The sequence below is a fragment of the Paenibacillus albicereus genome (assembly GCF_012676905.1).
GTDB lineage: Bacteria > Bacillota > Bacilli > Paenibacillales > Paenibacillaceae > Paenibacillus_O > Paenibacillus_O albicereus.
On the sequence record NZ_CP051428.1, the window covers coordinates 4,164,474 to 4,178,307 of the forward strand.

At 64.9% G+C, this 13,834-nt stretch carries 13 protein-coding genes; 5 read left to right on the forward strand and 8 right to left on the reverse strand.

Features of this window, described 5'->3' with window-relative positions:
- The first annotated feature begins 35 nt into the window (after positions 1-35).
- The 3 genes from HGI30_RS18810 (at position 36) to speD (ending at position 2,705) form a co-directional block, all read left to right on the forward strand.
- The gene (locus HGI30_RS18810) at positions 36-968 is read left to right on the forward strand and encodes a glycine betaine ABC transporter substrate-binding protein (RefSeq protein ID WP_168909971.1); all 933 of its coding nucleotides are present in this window, start codon (positions 36-38) and stop codon (positions 966-968) included.
- On the forward strand, positions 965-1,720 hold the full coding sequence (locus tag HGI30_RS18815) for an ABC transporter permease (protein WP_407944994.1): 756 nt from the start codon (positions 965-967) through the stop codon (positions 1,718-1,720). The genes HGI30_RS18810 and HGI30_RS18815 overlap by 4 nt, the downstream gene beginning before the upstream one ends.
- A gap of 178 nt (positions 1,721-1,898) precedes the next feature.
- A complete protein-coding gene (speD, locus tag HGI30_RS18820) occupies positions 1,899-2,705 on the forward strand; it encodes an adenosylmethionine decarboxylase (protein WP_168908955.1) in 807 nt (268 codons plus the stop codon).
- 404 nt (positions 2,706-3,109) lie between these two features.
- Here the strand turns inward: speD and HGI30_RS18825 are convergent, their stop codons facing one another.
- From HGI30_RS18825 to thrS, 4 genes are all read right to left on the reverse strand, one after another.
- Entirely contained in the window at positions 3,110-3,610 is a 501-nt protein-coding gene (locus HGI30_RS18825) for a GNAT family N-acetyltransferase (protein ID WP_235680191.1), read from the reverse strand.
- A 29-nt stretch (positions 3,611-3,639) separates the two neighbouring features.
- Complete coding sequence (locus tag HGI30_RS18830) at positions 3,640-5,643, reverse strand: Na+/H+ antiporter (protein ID WP_168908956.1); 2,004 nt, start codon at positions 5,641-5,643, stop codon at positions 3,640-3,642.
- 697 nt (positions 5,644-6,340) lie between these two features.
- Positions 6,341-6,523 carry an aspartyl-phosphate phosphatase Spo0E family protein gene (locus tag HGI30_RS18835; protein WP_168908957.1) on the reverse strand — a complete coding sequence of 61 codons (183 nt, stop codon included), beginning with the start codon at positions 6,521-6,523 and terminating at the stop codon, positions 6,341-6,343.
- 57 nt (positions 6,524-6,580) lie between these two features.
- Positions 6,581-8,530, reverse strand: a complete 1,950-nt coding sequence (thrS, locus tag HGI30_RS18840; protein ID WP_168908958.1) for a threonine--tRNA ligase — start codon at positions 8,528-8,530, stop codon at positions 6,581-6,583.
- A 441-nt stretch (positions 8,531-8,971) separates the two neighbouring features.
- Here thrS and HGI30_RS18845 point away from each other — a divergent pair, with 441 nt between their 5' ends.
- On the forward strand, positions 8,972-9,925 hold the full coding sequence (locus HGI30_RS18845) for a D-2-hydroxyacid dehydrogenase (protein ID WP_168908959.1): 954 nt from the start codon (positions 8,972-8,974) through the stop codon (positions 9,923-9,925).
- Positions 9,926-10,001: 76 nt separating this feature from the next.
- Here the strand turns inward: HGI30_RS18845 and HGI30_RS23615 are convergent, their stop codons facing one another.
- From HGI30_RS23615 to HGI30_RS18860, 3 genes are all read right to left on the reverse strand, one after another.
- Positions 10,002-10,565, reverse strand: coding sequence for an acyltransferase (locus HGI30_RS23615; protein ID WP_168908960.1), 564 nt, complete (start codon positions 10,563-10,565; stop codon positions 10,002-10,004).
- Between the two features lie 150 nt (positions 10,566-10,715).
- Positions 10,716-11,255 (reverse strand): NADPH-dependent FMN reductase, encoded by a 540-nt coding sequence (locus tag HGI30_RS18855; protein ID WP_168908961.1) that lies wholly within the window; start codon positions 11,253-11,255, stop codon positions 10,716-10,718.
- A gap of 80 nt (positions 11,256-11,335) precedes the next feature.
- Positions 11,336-12,565, reverse strand: coding sequence for a PAS domain-containing hybrid sensor histidine kinase/response regulator (locus HGI30_RS18860; RefSeq protein ID WP_168908962.1), 1,230 nt, complete (start codon positions 12,563-12,565; stop codon positions 11,336-11,338).
- Positions 12,566-12,721: 156 nt separating this feature from the next.
- On the opposite strand from HGI30_RS18860, the gene HGI30_RS18865 reads away from it, so the two are divergent.
- The gene (locus HGI30_RS18865; RefSeq protein WP_168908963.1) at positions 12,722-13,159 is read left to right on the forward strand and encodes a pyridoxamine 5'-phosphate oxidase family protein; all 438 of its coding nucleotides are present in this window, start codon (positions 12,722-12,724) and stop codon (positions 13,157-13,159) included.
- A gap of 94 nt (positions 13,160-13,253) precedes the next feature.
- Here the strand turns inward: HGI30_RS18865 and HGI30_RS18870 are convergent, their stop codons facing one another.
- Positions 13,254-13,802: a chromate transporter gene (locus HGI30_RS18870; protein WP_168908964.1), complete on the reverse strand. Its 549-nt coding sequence runs from the start codon at positions 13,800-13,802 to the stop codon at positions 13,254-13,256.
- Between the last annotated feature and the right edge of the window lie 32 nt (positions 13,803-13,834).

The following is a 13,834-nucleotide window of genomic DNA, read 5'->3' on the forward strand; positions in this document are numbered from 1 at the left end:
GGCGGAAACGAGGCAGGCGCCCCGGCGGCTCGCCGATGGCGCTTGCCGGATCGCTGCGCGCGGAATCGGCGCGGACGGCCCGGCTGGCGGCGCTCGCCGGACTCGTCCTGCTGCTCGCGCTCGCCGCGGGCGGCTGCGGCGGCAGGCCCGACCTGCGCATCGGGGCGCAGACGTTCACCAAGACGAAAATCCTCGCCGAGATGTACAAGGCGCTCATCGAGCGGAAGACCGGCCTCGACGTCAAGGTCATTCCCGACCTGGCGGCCAGCCCGCTCGTCTTCAGCGCGCTGGACCGCGGCGACATCGACCTGGCGACGCTGTACTCGGGCGAGATTTTCAACAACCACTTCCCGCTCGAGAGCATGACCAAGGACCGCGCCGAGGTGCTGCGGCAGGCGCAGGAGGGCTTCGACCGCTACTACGATTTTGACTGGATGGACCCGCTCGGCTTCGAGAACACGTACGCCTTCACCGTGCGCCGCCAAGTCGCGGAGGCGAAGGGCTACCGCAGCATCTCGGACATCAAGCCGGACGCGGCCTCGATGCGCTTCGGCGTCGACACGTCCTGGCTGGAGCGGGCAAGCGACGGCTATCCGGCCTTCCGGCAGGAATACGGCATCGCGTTCGCCCGGGCGTACCCGATGGAGCTGAGCCTCGTCTACACGGCTGTCAAGAACGAGCAGGTCGACATCGTGCTCGCCTACTCGACCGACGCCCGGCTCAAGGCGTTCCAGCTCGAGACGCTGCAGGACGACCGGCATTTCTTCCCTCCCTATGACGCCTCGCCGGTCATGCGCAAGGAGATGGAGGAGCGCCACCCGGGCGTGAAGGAAGCGCTCCAGCCGCTGATCGGCGCGATCGACGCGGAGACGATGATCGGGCTCAACTATCAGGTCGACATCGAGAAGAAGAGCGAGCGCGAGGTCGCCCTCGCCTATCTGAAGCAGAAGGGACTGATTCCGAAGTGACGGAGCCGCGCATGACGTTCGCCGACTTCCTGGACTACTTCTGGCGCAACCGCGGGCTCATGGGCGAGTACTTCCTGCAGCATGTGCAGATGGTCGCCGCCGGGGTCGGGCTCGCCCTGCTGGCCGGCGTGCCGCTGGGCATCCTGTGCATGCGCGGCCGCTGGACGGCGCGCCTCATCCTGTCCGCCACCGGCATCCTGCAGGTCGTGCCCTCGCTCGCCATGCTCGTGCTGCTCATGCTGTGGATGGGGCTCGGCAACGCGACCGTCATGGCCGGATTGTTCCTCTACTCGCTCAATCCGATCGTGCGCAACACCTACGTCGGGCTGCAGCAGGTGAGCGGCAGCCTCGTCGACGCCGCGCGAGGGCTCGGCATGAGCCGCTGGCAGCAGCTGTGGCGCGTGCGCGTGCCGCTCGCGCTGCCGTACATGATGACCGGCCTGCGCGTCGCGGCCGTCATCGCCATCGGCGTCGCCACGATCGCGCCGCTCGTCGGCGGCGACGGCCTCGGCCGCGAGGTATACGCCGGCATCAACGGCCAGAACTCGCTGCGCATCTACGCCGGCGCGCTGCCGGCCGCCCTGCTTGCGATCGCGGCCGACATCGGGCTCGGCGCGCTCCAGCGGCGGCTCGATCCGGCTGCGGTCCGCTCGCGGCGGCCGCGCGCCGGCAGGAGCGGCGGCTCCGACGGCGGCTCCGGCAAGGCCGCCGCCGACGCGGCGGTGCCGCCGACGCCGAAGGCGCAGGGCTGAGCGCAGCCTGCGAGGCCTTGCCGATGCAGCCTGCGCTCGCGGATAGGCTCCGCACGGATCGGCGGTCCGTGCAGGCGCTCTTTCTCGGGGCGGCCGGCCGTGCGGGCGCTGGGTCATTTTGCGGCGGCGGGGGTATAAGGAAAAACGGACTTGCAGCAGCAAAGGAGAGGAACGCCGGATGAAACTGACCCACGAGCAAGTGATTCAGCTGCACGGCTTCAACAACTTGACGAAGTCGCTCAGCTTCAACATGTACGACATCTGCTACACGCGCACCAAGGAAGAGCGCGAGGCGTACCTCGCCTACATCGACGAGCAGTACAACTCGGAGCGGCTCAATCAGATCCTCCGCCATGTCGCCGACATCATCGGCGCGCATGTGCTGAATACGGCCAAGCAGGACTACGAGCCCCAAGGCGCGAGCGTGACGCTGCTCGTCTCGGAGGGGCCGGTCGTCCAAGTGCCGAAGGAAGCGTTCGACGAGTCGCCGGGCCCGATGCCGGCCAACGTCGTGCTGCAGCTCGACAAGAGCCACATCACCGTGCATACGTATCCCGAATTCCATCCGGACGAGGGCATCAGCACGTTCCGCGCGGACATCGACGTCTCCACCTGCGGCGAGATCAGCCCGCTGAAGGCGCTGACGTACCTGATCTCCTCGTTCGACACCGACATCATGACGCTGGACTACCGGGTGCGCGGCTTCACGCGCGACATCACCGGGCACAAGCTGTTCATCGACCATGACATCAGCTCCATCCAGAACTACATTCCGGACGAGGCCAAGGACCTGTTCCACATGATCGACGTCAACGTCTACCAGGAGAACATCTTCCATACGAAGTGCAAGCTCAAGCAGTTCGACCTCAACAACTACTTGTTCGGCTACACCAAGGACAAGCTGAGCCGCGCCGAGCAGGACGAGATCACCGAGAAGCTCAAGGCCGAGATGGACGAGATCTTCTACGGGAAAAACATGAGCTAGCTCGGGCGCAGGGACTGCGAACCGTTCGAATTGCCGATGGCGCCCTGACCGCTATCCGGCGATTGCAAGCGCGGCATCGGCCTGGAAGGCTCCCATCCGTGCCTTTCTTGGACATTCGGATGGCATGCTTTGAAAAAAACCCGTTCTCTTTTCCGCAGGGCATGAGCCTTGCGCGGAGAAGAGAACGGGTTTTTGCCGATCCGGCGCGGGGGTGAGATTCAAGGCGCATTTCTGCCTTGGATTCCACCGATCCGGCCGCCGTGGAATGATCCTGCGCGGGGCGCGCTTTTGCCTGACCTGCGCGTGATGCGGAACGGATTTTTTTGTACCGAGGGGAAGGCGCCTGCTCGGCTCAATGGCCGCTGCTGCTTTCCAGCCTAGCGGTCAGCTTCGGCCACCGCGTGTCAAGCGGAGCCGCCTTCGTTCCTGCGGCCTTCCGGCTTGCCGGGTTCCGGCACGGGGAAGCTGCTCGGGTCCTTGGAAAACAGCAGGATGCCGCTCCGCTTCGTCCATCCGGTCCGGCTCCAGAAAGCCGCTCCGCTCTCGTTGTCCTCCAGCACCATCAGATGGCAGCGCTCGATGCCGGCCTCTCCGAGCGCCGCGAGCGAGCGCTCCGCCAGCTGCCGGCCGATGCCGCAGCCCCGCATCGACGGGTCGACCGCGAGATGGTACAGATAGCCGCGGCGCCCGTCATGGCCGCACATCGACGTGCCGACGACGCGGCTGCCGCTCAGGCAGACGAAGCTCATCCCGGGATTGCGCTCCAGGTAGGCGGCGACCGCCTCCAGCGAATCCGCCCCGCTCAGGACGAGCCCTTCCGTTCGGCTCCATAACGCATACGCTCCTGCATAATGGACGATCGTCATCGGCAGCACCTGCAGCTTCTGCTCTACCTGTTCGACCATGGCCGCTCCTCCTTCCGTTTCTCCAATCGTCAATGTGCCGCGTGCGTGCCGAGCTGCTCGTTCTCATGCAGGCTCGCTTCGCGGTAGTTCACATACACGCGCAGCTTGGCCGCGAGCTTGCGGTCGATGCCGCCTTCCTCGAACAGCCGCTGGATCTCGTTGCGCTCGGCCTGCACCGCCTTCTGCTCCAGCTCGCGGCGCTCGGCGGCCGTGCCGGTCTCGCCCCGTCCGAGCTGGGCTCCGCGCAGGCGCAGCGCCATCTCGCGGTAGTGGCCCATCATCGCCTGGATCAGGTCCGGGCTGTACTGGTCCTCGAGCTCGCGCACCCGCTCGATCGAGGCGGCGATAGCCGCCTGCTTGAGCTCCTTGTACTCTTCCTTGACCCGCTCGGCCTTCAGGCGCGCCTTGCGCAGGCGGCCGCGCTTGGTGAACAGCCGGATGAACAGGCTGTACAGCAACGCCGCCAACAGCTTGAACCGGTTCGTCAGCGCCAGCTCGACGCGGTTCAGCGACGACTGGAACGCCTCCTCCAGCTGCGGCGTGATGCGTCCGTCGGCCAGCCATTCGCGGGCTAGCCGGCGCTCGGCCTCGAGCGCTTCCAGCCGCAGCGGCACGACCGCCGAACGGGACTCCGTCTCGGCCGCCAGCCCGATGCGCAGCTCCTGCAGCCGCTGCGCGTAATCGGCCTTGATCGCCAGCGCGGCCGCCTGGTTGTCCTCGCGCAGCTCGTCCTGCACCGTGCGCAAGCCGGCTTCCAGCACCTTGATGCGCGCCCGTCGCTCCGCTTCCTTGGCGGCGGCCTCCGCGCTCCCGGCCTGTGCCGCGCCCGGCTCGCGGGTGAGCAGCGGCAGGAAGATGCTCGCGATGACGAGCGTCAGCAGGATGACGCCGGCGCAGATGAACAGGATGAGGCTGCGCTCGGGGAACGGCGATCCGTCGCCGAGAAGCAGCGGGATCGAGAAGGCGCCCGCCAGCGTCACCGCGCCGCGCACCCCGGAGAGCGCGGTCAGCAGCGACGGCTTCCAGCGGCGCTCGCTCGCCCATACCCAGACGAAGCGCAGCGCCAGCAGCAGCGCCGTGATGGCGAAGATGTAGCCGATGACCTGGCCGTTGTTGTAGTTCGGGTCCTCCCAGATGTTCGTAATGACGGCCGGGATCTCGAAGCCGAGCAGCATGAACACGAGGCCGTTCAGGCAGAACAGGATGACCGACCAGGTGCTGTCGGACACGACGTTGAGGCGGATCGTCGACGGTCCCATCCGGTCCCGCTCGACCGCATGCACGACGCCTGCCGCGACGACGGCGAGGATGCCCGACACATGCAGATGCTCGGCGGCGAGGAAGATGAGGAACGGCGTCAGGATGAGGATGAGCATGTGGACCGTGACGTCCTCCATCCCCCAGCGCCGCAGCCACACCCGCAGCCAGACGGCCGCGAAGCCGAGCGCCGCGCCGACGGCGAGTCCTCCGAGCGCGATGACGACGAAGCTGCCGGCCGCATGCGTGATCGAGAAGTAGCCCGTCACGGTCGCGGCGATGGCGAAGTTGAAGGCCACAAGGCCCGAGGCGTCGTTCATGAGCGCCTCGCCCTCGAGCAGGCGCAGGATGCCGCCCGGCAGCTTGGCCCGGCCGGAGATCGAGCCGACCGCGACCGCGTCGGTCGGCGACAGGATCGCCGCGAGCGCGAACGCGGCCGACAGCGGAATCGCCGGGATCAGCCAGTGGATGAACGGCCCGACGAGCAGGACGGTGGCGAACACGAGTCCGAGCGCCAGCAGCAGGATCGGCGAGCGCAGCCGCCACAGCTCCTCGCGCGGGGTGATCTTGCCGTCATTGAACAGCAGCGGGGCGATGAACAGCACGAAAAACAGCTCCGGCTCGAACGGCACATGGTGCACGAACGGCATGTACGCCGCCGCGATGCCGAGCCCGATCTGGATGATCGGCACCGGAACGAACGGGATGAGGCGCTGGATGACGTTGGATGCTCCGATCAGCACCAGCAGCGCCATCGTCAGCAGAAAAATCTCCATGGTTCGATCAAGCTCCTTCTGCGATGGAAACAGCCTTACGAGGCATTATCTTATTACTTTACCATAAGGAAGCGCCGACCGCCCAATCGCGACGGGCTTGGCAGGCCGGAGGCAAGGGCTAGCGGCATGGATGATTGTCGGCGTGGATGATTTTCGGCGTGGTTTGGCTCGCGCATCGCTCCATGGCCGGGTAGACAAAAATCCAAGGCAGATTTCTGCCTTGGATTGCGTCATTTTATGAAAAAAAGCCGATTCAAGATAGAAATCTGCCTTGGTTCTAGCCTTTTCCTTTCAGCACAGCCGATTCAAGGCAGAAAGACGCCTTGAATCGATCCGTTTGCCCTGGATTCAGCAAATCCAAGGCAGAAGGGTGCCCTCGCTTCAGCCCTCACCTTCGAAAGCATTCCGACTTCCTCCACCTGTCAACCCGCGACGGAGGAAAAGGCTTCCGGCTGCCGATGCCGCTGCCGGATCAAGCCGAGCAGCAGCCCGAGCATCGCCATCTCACCAAGCAATGGGTGGAATAGGCTGGATCCTATCTCGTTTTTATTCTACATACAGCCTCTCGCGTACGACTAAAAGCCCCGCCGAAGCTCGCTCCGGCGGGGTTTTCCTTATCCAACAGTGGGGGGCATCGGCAGCAGCTGCCGACCGGCTTTCCTTCAACTACTGTGTCGATTAGCGTGAGCTCCGCTCGCTACGAGACCAGGCTTATGCCTCGCCTCTTGCGGATCCGTTCGTAATCGTTCAGCAGAGCATCCAGCTCCTGGGACAGAAACAGCACCAATTCGGATCGGAATCCGCATTGTTCCGCGGCTTTAATCATTTCCGAGCGCTTTTGCTCGACTGCTTCCAATATCCGGGACACGTTCAGGTCCATGGGCTATCCCCTCCTGCTTCATATATCGGCAAGGGGAGGATATTTTTCCATCTATTCTCAACCTATTTCTGGCATAATTTCCTTGGCCGCGAGCTGAAGGAACGCCTCCAGCTCCATCGCCCCGAGATCGCCTCCGCCCCGGCTGCGCACCGCCGCCCGGCCTGCTTCCGCCTCAGCCGCTCCGACGACGAGCATATACGGAACCTTGGCGAGCTGCGCGTCCCGGATGCGGCTGCCGAGCTTCTCGCTGCGGCTATCCGTATCCGCGCGCAGGCCCGCCTCGACGAGCCGCTCCCGCATCCGCTCGGCGGCTTCGCGCTGCGCCTCCGATACCGGCAGCACGCGCGCCTGCACCGGCGCGAGCCACATCGGGAACGCGCCGGCGAAGTGTTCCGTCAGGATGCCGAGAAAGCGGTCGATCGAGCCGTAGACGGCCCGGTGGATGACGACCGGCCGATGGCGCGCGCCGTCTTCGCCGACGTAGCCGAGATCGAATTTGTCCGGCATCTGGAAATCGAGCTGGATCGTGCCGCATTGCCAGCTGCGCCCGAGCGCGTCGAGCACATGGTAGTCGATCTTCGGCCCGTAGAAGGCGCCGTCGCCTGCATTCAGCCGGTAGTCCGCCCCGCGCCGCACCAGCACGTCCCGCAGCGCTCCCTCCGCCTGCTCCCACAGCTCCTCGGAGCCCATGCTGTCCTGCGGCCTCGTCGACAGCTCCATCCGGTAGGTGAAGCCGAACGCGCCGTACGTGTCGTCGATCAGTTCCATGACGCGGCCGATCTCCTCCCCGATCTGGTCCGGTCGGACGAACAGATGGGCGTCGTCCTGGCAGAACGAGCGGACGCGCATCATGCCGCTCAGCGCCCCCGAGAACTCGTGGCGATGGACCTGGCCGAACTCCGCCAGCCGCAGCGGCAGCTCGCGGTACGAGCGGAGCCGGCTGCCGAAGATCAGCATGTGGCCCGGGCAGTTCATCGGCTTGAGCGCATACGGGCTGCCGTCCACGTCGCAGAAGTACATCTGGTCCTGGTAATGGTCCCAGTGGCCCGACTCCTCCCACAGCCTGCGGTTCATCAGCAACGGCGTGCGAACCTCTTCGTAGCCTCGGCGCAGCTGCAGCCGGCGGGAGAAGTCCTCCAGCGCCGTCCGCACCGCCATGCCGCGAGGCAGGTAGAACGGCATGCCCGGAGCTTCTTCGGTGAACAGAAACAGCCCCAGCTCCTTGCCGAGCTTGCGGTGGTCGCGCCTGCGCGCTTCCTCCAGCCGCTCCAGATGCTCGCCCAGCTGCGCTTTTTTCCAAAAAGCCGCGCCGTGGATCCGCTGCAGCATCGGCCGCTCGGAATCGCCCCGCCAGTAGGCGCCCGCGACGCTCATCAGCCGCAGCGCCTTGAGCCGTCCCGTCGACGGCAGCAGCGGTCCCGCCTCGACCGCCTCGAACCGGCCGTGCGCATAGAGCTCGATAGGACCGTCGTCCGCACGCTCCCGCAGCAGCTCCAGCTGCAGCGACTCCCCTCGCTCCGCCAGCCGCTCCTCCGCCTCCGAACGGCCAAGCTCCATGCGCGAAAACGGCAGATCCTCGGCGACGATCCGCTCCATCTCCTTCTCGATCCGCGCCAGCTCGCCCGCTCCGATCGGCTCGGCCAGCAGCACGTCGCAGCCGAAGCCGTCGGCGCTGGCGAAGCAGCTCCCAAGCTGCACGGCGGCGTCTCCGTACAGCTGCCCGAGCGCATGGGCCAGCACATGGGCCGCGCTCCGGCGCAGCAGCTCCAGCGCTTCCGGCGACTCCGGCAAGAGCAGCTCCAGCGCTCCGCCGCCCGGCAGCGGCTGGCCGAGGTCGACGAGCCGCCCGTCCAGCCGGGCCGCAGCGGCCTTGGCGCGCAGGCCCGGGCGGATCGAGTCCGCGACGGCCGCGGCGGTCGTGCCGGCAGGATACCTCCTGACTTGTCCGCTCGGCAGGGCGATGACGATCTCGCCGCCGCTGGATGCTCTTTCTTCTCTGATTTCCATGCGATTCTCCTCCTTTCTTCGAATGGGAACGACAAAAAACGCGCTTCATCCCGAGAAGGGACGAGCGCGCTTAGGACCCGTGGTTCCACCCTGATTCGACCTCCCGCATGAGCGTCCGCAAAAAGCGCATCGGCACGGAAAGTCCTTCATTGGCGTCCGATAGCGGGGACGATCCGGCAGGCTTACGGCCGCGCGGCACTTGCCGGCGAATTCAGCGCTGCAGCTATCAGAGGGGTAATCCCGGCATCCGGCACCGAAGAAGCTCGCAGCGTTCGCTTCTCTCTCTGGGCGGCCCGCGAAGGGGATCCTGTCTCTGGTCATGGCTCACTGAAGAATGAGATTGGAGCCTATCTTACCCGCTCGGAGGCGGGCAAGTCAAGACCCTGTTTGAAACCCGATGCCGAACGTTGATAGACTAACATAAAGGAGAGGATGAGAAGCATGCCAACCATGATCTGCCTGCACGGCCTGACGCCGGAGCAGGAAGCGCGCGTGCGCGAGGCCGCGCCGGGCTGGAACATCGTATTCGGCCGTCCCAAGGAGCTGGACGACAAGCTGTTCCGCGAAGCGGAGGTCATCTGCGGATGGAGCCCCGCCATCGAGAAGGAGTCTCTCGGCGAGGGCGGCTCGCTCAAGTGGCTGCAATCGTGGTCCGCCGGCGTGGACAAGATGCCGCTGGACAAGCTGGAGCAGGCCGGCGTCATCCTGACGACGGCGAGCGGCGTGCATCCCGTGCCGATGTCGGAGACGGCGCTGGCGATGATGCTCGCCTTCTCGCGCGGCCTGCACCATTCGGTGCGCAGCCAGCTCCGGGGCAAATGGGAGCCGCGCGAGCCGTACGCGGAGCTGAATGGAGCGACGCTCGCGATCATCGGAGCGGGCGAGATCGGCACCGAGCTCGGCCGGCTCGGCCAGGCGCTCGGCATGCGCACGATCGGCGTGCGCCGCACGGCGCGGCCGACGCCGCATATGGACGAGACACTGGCGATCGGGCAGCTGCATGACGCGCTCGCCCAGGCGGACTACGTCGTCAACGTCCTGCCTCACACGCCGGATACGGAGCGCGTCTACGGCGCCGCCGAATTCGCGGCGATGAAAGAGAGCGCCGTATTCATCAACATCGGCCGCGGCGTATCGGTCGATACCGAAGCGCTCGTCGAGGCGCTGCGCAGCGGCGCGATCGGAGGAGCCGGACTCGACGTGACCGATCCGGAGCCGCTGCCGGAGGGCCATCCGCTGTGGGCGATGGAGCAGGTCATCCTCACGCCGCATATGGGCGGCAGCTCCGGCCGCTACAAGGAGCGCGTCACCGACCTGTTCGTCCGCAACCTCAAGAGCTACCTGGAGGACGGACGCCCGGCGCGCAACATCGTCGACTACGAGCGGGGATACTGAACCCCCTTTTTCCATGCCGGCAAGATTCCATGGCGTCCATGGTATCGTTCGTTCCCGTCGAGCTGCCCGCCGCATTCTAGCCGCGAATCCAGCCGTCCGGGAGATGAAGCTCACGGATGGCTTTGGCCGGCGTACCGCCGACGACGGTGCGGGCGGGAACGTCGCGGATGACGACGCTCCCGGCAGCGATGACCGCGCCGTCTCCGATCGTCACTCCCGCCAGAATGGTGCACCGCGTGCCGATCCAGACGTTGTTGCCGATGAAGACCGGCTTCTTGAGCTGCCCGTAGTCCACATCCGCATCCAGCCGATGGTAATCGCTGTCCATGATGCTGGTCCGGGGCCCGATCCGCACGTCGTTGCCGATGACGATTTCGCGAGTGGCGGCGATGCCGCAGCCGGCGTTGATGAACACATTGTCGCCGATATGCAGCTTCGCTCCCGGCTCCACCGTCAGCTGGCTCGCCCACGGCTTGCCCGCCATCGAGAATTTACGTCCCACTTTCAAGTCGCCGAAACGATTCACGTAAATCCTTCCGCGAATCATCGGAGCATCCCGAAACGAATGCCCACCGCTGCCGAGCTTGGCGATGCCCTTGATTCTGCGGTATACCTGGATCCACTTCTGCTTCAGGCCCATCGCTCCGCCGCCTTTCCATTCGTTTATATTATTCATTATGAATAATATTTATAATGAAATCTACCTTTCGAGACTTTTTGTCCTTTTTGACCGTAAAAAAAGAGCGATCCCGATTCGGGACCGCTTCTTTTTCTTTGCCATGCTTCGTCCTTAGTCCGCCAGGCGCAGCTGGCGCACGAGCCGCGTCAGATGCTCCAGCGCATACAGGACGCGCTGCTTGACCTTGTCGCTGGCCGGCTCGCCGTCCGCGCCGAACGAGCGCGCGTCTCCGCCGATCGACACCCACTCCGTGCAGTTGATGCCGTGCAGGTTGCGGACGACCGTCTGCAGCTGCGTCAGCGAGCTGACGCCGACGGCGCCGGCCGCGGAGCTGGCGACGAGCACCGGCTTGCCTTCGAACTGCGCCGCTCCGAGGTAGTCGAGCGCGTTTTTGAGCGTGCCGGAGAACGAGCCGTGATACTCCGGCGTGCCGAGAATGACGCCGTCCGCGCCGGCGACGGCCTGCACGAGCAGGTCGATCTGCTCGCTCGGCTCCACGGCATCGGCCGAGTAGAGCGGCAGCTCATGCCGGTACAGATCGATGAACGTCACCTCGATATCCTTCTCCTGAAGCGCCTTCTCCATATAGCGGAGCAGCTGCGTGCTGGTCGCTTCCTTGCGGTTGCCTCCGGCAATGATGGCAATCTTCATCCGTCGATCATCCTTTCGTTTCCAGCTAGGGTTCCTGTATCCCATTATAGCCGGCTTGCGAACTTTCTCAAGTATTTTATTTAAAAAGTCGCAGATGGCTCCTCATGAAGACCCGCTTCGATCTCGAAAACGGCTGCCGCCCCCTGCTCCAGCGGCTTCAGCTCGATGCGCCCGTTCATCCGTTCGACGAGCGAGCGGCAGATCGCGAGCCCCAGCCCCGTGCCCCCGTACAAGCGCGAGATGGATGAATCGCTTTGCGTGAACGGCTTGAACAGCAGCGGAAGCTTGTCGTCCGGTATGCCGATGCCGGTGTCCCGGATGCGGAACTCCAAGCGGATTACACCGCCTTTTCGCCAGGCTTCCCTGACTTTGACGGAGATGCCGCCTTGCTCCGTGAACTTGACCGCGTTGCTGATGAGGTTGTGGAGCACCTGGCGCAGCCGCTTGCCGTCGCCGATCAGCACCTCCGGCAGGCCCGGCTCGAGCTCGAGGATAGCGTCGAGCTTCTTTTCTCTCAGCTTGCCGAGAAACAGCTGCAGGGACCCGACGACGACGTCGCGCAGCTCGAACGGCTCTTGCGCGAGCGGGATTTCCCCGCCCGACTCCATCCGCGAATAGTCGAGCACGTCGTCCATGACGTCCATCAAGCCGCTGCCGCTGCTGCGGATGATGCGCACGTACTCCCGCTGGCTCTCGTCGAGATCGGTGTCGAGCAGCAGCTCGCTCATGCCGAGCACGCCGTTCAATGGCGTGCGGATCTCATGGCTCATGACGGCGAGGAACTCGCTCTTGATCTTGAGCGCCTCCTCGGCCTGCGACCGGGCGTGCCACGCTTCCCGCAGCGCCGTATTCCGCGGAGTCAGATCGGTGGAGATCGTGTAGATGTCCATCCGTCCGTCGCGTCCGTCCCACGGGACGAATACCGTGCTCAGCTCCAGCACCCGCCCTTCCTTGGTGCGGACGCGCAGCTCGGATGTCTGCGCCCGGCCTTGCTTCGCCCGCAGGAAGCAGCGCCTGACGCGCAGCTGATCCGCCGGGTCCAGGATGGACCAGAAGCGGCTCCCTTCCAGCTCGCCGGCGCTGTAGCCCGTCAGCCGGACCGCCGCCGGATTGATGCGCAGCAGACTCCCGTCGCGGCTGAACAGGCACACCATGTCGGGATTGTACTCGAAAATGGAATCGTAGCGGCTGCGGTTTCCGGCCGCTTCTTTCCAGGCGGCCTTCTTTTCGAGCATCAAGCTCAGCGCGAACAGGACGAGCGTCAGCACGGCGACGACGACGATCGCCTCGACTCCATTCCACTCCTCCATGCCGCACCGCTCCTCTCCTTGACCGATCCTCTATGAGGTGCATTAACCTCACGGCCTTGAATAGAACCGGAAAGGCGCGGAAGCGGGAACGGTTCGGACGGTGGCGCGAAGGGTAGAATAGCGGCATGACCCTAATTGCAGAAGGAGTGGAGCATTATGGCAACGGAGCTTTCCCGCGAGGAGCTGGAGGAGAAGATCGCGGCGCGCCTGCAGAAGGAGAAATACGGCGTGCTGTCGACGGTGGAGGAGGATCGTCCGCGTTCGAGGTACATGTCGATTTTCCATGATGGGCTGACCGTGCTGCTGCTGGCGGATCGGCGCTCCTGGAAGGTCGACCAGCTGGAGGCCAATCCCCATGCGAACCTGCTGATGGGCCTGGAAGGCCACATGTGGCCCAAGGACATCGTCGACGTGCAGGGACGCGCGAGCATCCAGGACGACCGCTCGGTCATCCGCGACCTGTGGGAGTCGGACATGAACCGCTATTGGGAAGGTCCGGACGATCCCAACATCGTCGTGCTGAAGCTCGTGCCGGACACGATCGTGCTGACCGAAGGGCACAACGACGAGAAGGTGTGGAAGCGCGAGGGCTAGGCTCTGCGCGGCTGCAGCTCGAAAACCCGTTCTCCGTCCTGCCGAAGCGCTGCTTCTGCGGAACGGAGAACGGGTTTTTTGCGCCGGCGCCCGGCTAGCCCCGCAGGAAGATCGCCCCGATCGCCAGCGCGCCGAGAATGCCCCAGACGGCGTTCAGCTTCAGGTACTGCACGAGGATGAAAAACGCCGCCGCGATCAGGAACGGCATGAAATGGAGCAAGCCGGAGCTTTCCTTGAAGGCGAACTTGGAGAAATCGTACGCCAGCATCGCCATCATGACGAAGATGACCGGCTGGATGCCCTTTATCATGCCTTTGATGACGGGGTTGCCGCTCAGCTTCATCATGATGCCCGAAAGCGCCACCATGACGAGCGCCGTCGGCAGCACGACCGCGACGAGCGCGACGGCGCTGCCGGCCACCCCTGCGACCTTGTAGCCGATGTAGGCCGCCAGCTTGGTCGCGATCGGTCCGGGCAGCGCGTTGCCGAAGGCGAGCGCCTTGCCGAATTCGTCGGTCGTCATCCAGCCGTAGCGGCCGACTACCTGATCCTGATAGATCGGGATGATCGACGGCCCTCCGCCGTAGCCGAGCAGCGTCGCCACCCCGAACGAGTAAAAGAGATTCCATAATGTCGCCAGCACTCGCGATGCTCCTTTCTGTGCCGTCGGGTGGC

Bases quoted from the DNA above. Each gene is read 5' to 3' on its own strand.
- HGI30_RS18855 (WP_168908961.1), bottom strand. From the start codon at position 11,255: ATGAAGATTGCCATCATTGCCGGAGGCAACCGCAAGGAAGCGACCAGC.
- HGI30_RS18860 (WP_168908962.1), bottom strand. From the start codon at position 12,565: ATGGAGGAGTGGAATGGAGTCGAGGCGATCGTCGTCGTCGCCGTGCTG.
- HGI30_RS18835 (WP_168908957.1), bottom strand. From the start codon at position 6,523: ATGGACCTGAACGTGTCCCGGATATTGGAAGCAGTCGAGCAAAAGCGC.
- thrS (WP_168908958.1), bottom strand. From the start codon at position 8,530: ATGGAAATCAGAGAAGAAAGAGCATCCAGCGGCGGCGAGATCGTCATC.
- HGI30_RS18845 (WP_168908959.1), top strand. From the start codon at position 8,972: ATGCCAACCATGATCTGCCTGCACGGCCTGACGCCGGAGCAGGAAGCG.
- HGI30_RS18865 (WP_168908963.1), top strand. From the start codon at position 12,722: ATGGCAACGGAGCTTTCCCGCGAGGAGCTGGAGGAGAAGATCGCGGCG.
- speD (WP_168908955.1), top strand. From the start codon at position 1,899: ATGAAACTGACCCACGAGCAAGTGATTCAGCTGCACGGCTTCAACAAC.
- HGI30_RS23615 (WP_168908960.1), bottom strand. From the start codon at position 10,565: ATGGGCCTGAAGCAGAAGTGGATCCAGGTATACCGCAGAATCAAGGGC.
- HGI30_RS18810 (WP_168909971.1), top strand. From the start codon at position 36: ATGGCGCTTGCCGGATCGCTGCGCGCGGAATCGGCGCGGACGGCCCGG.
- HGI30_RS18830 (WP_168908956.1), bottom strand. From the start codon at position 5,643: ATGGAGATTTTTCTGCTGACGATGGCGCTGCTGGTGCTGATCGGAGCA.
- HGI30_RS18825 (WP_235680191.1), bottom strand. From the start codon at position 3,610: ATGGTCGAACAGGTAGAGCAGAAGCTGCAGGTGCTGCCGATGACGATC.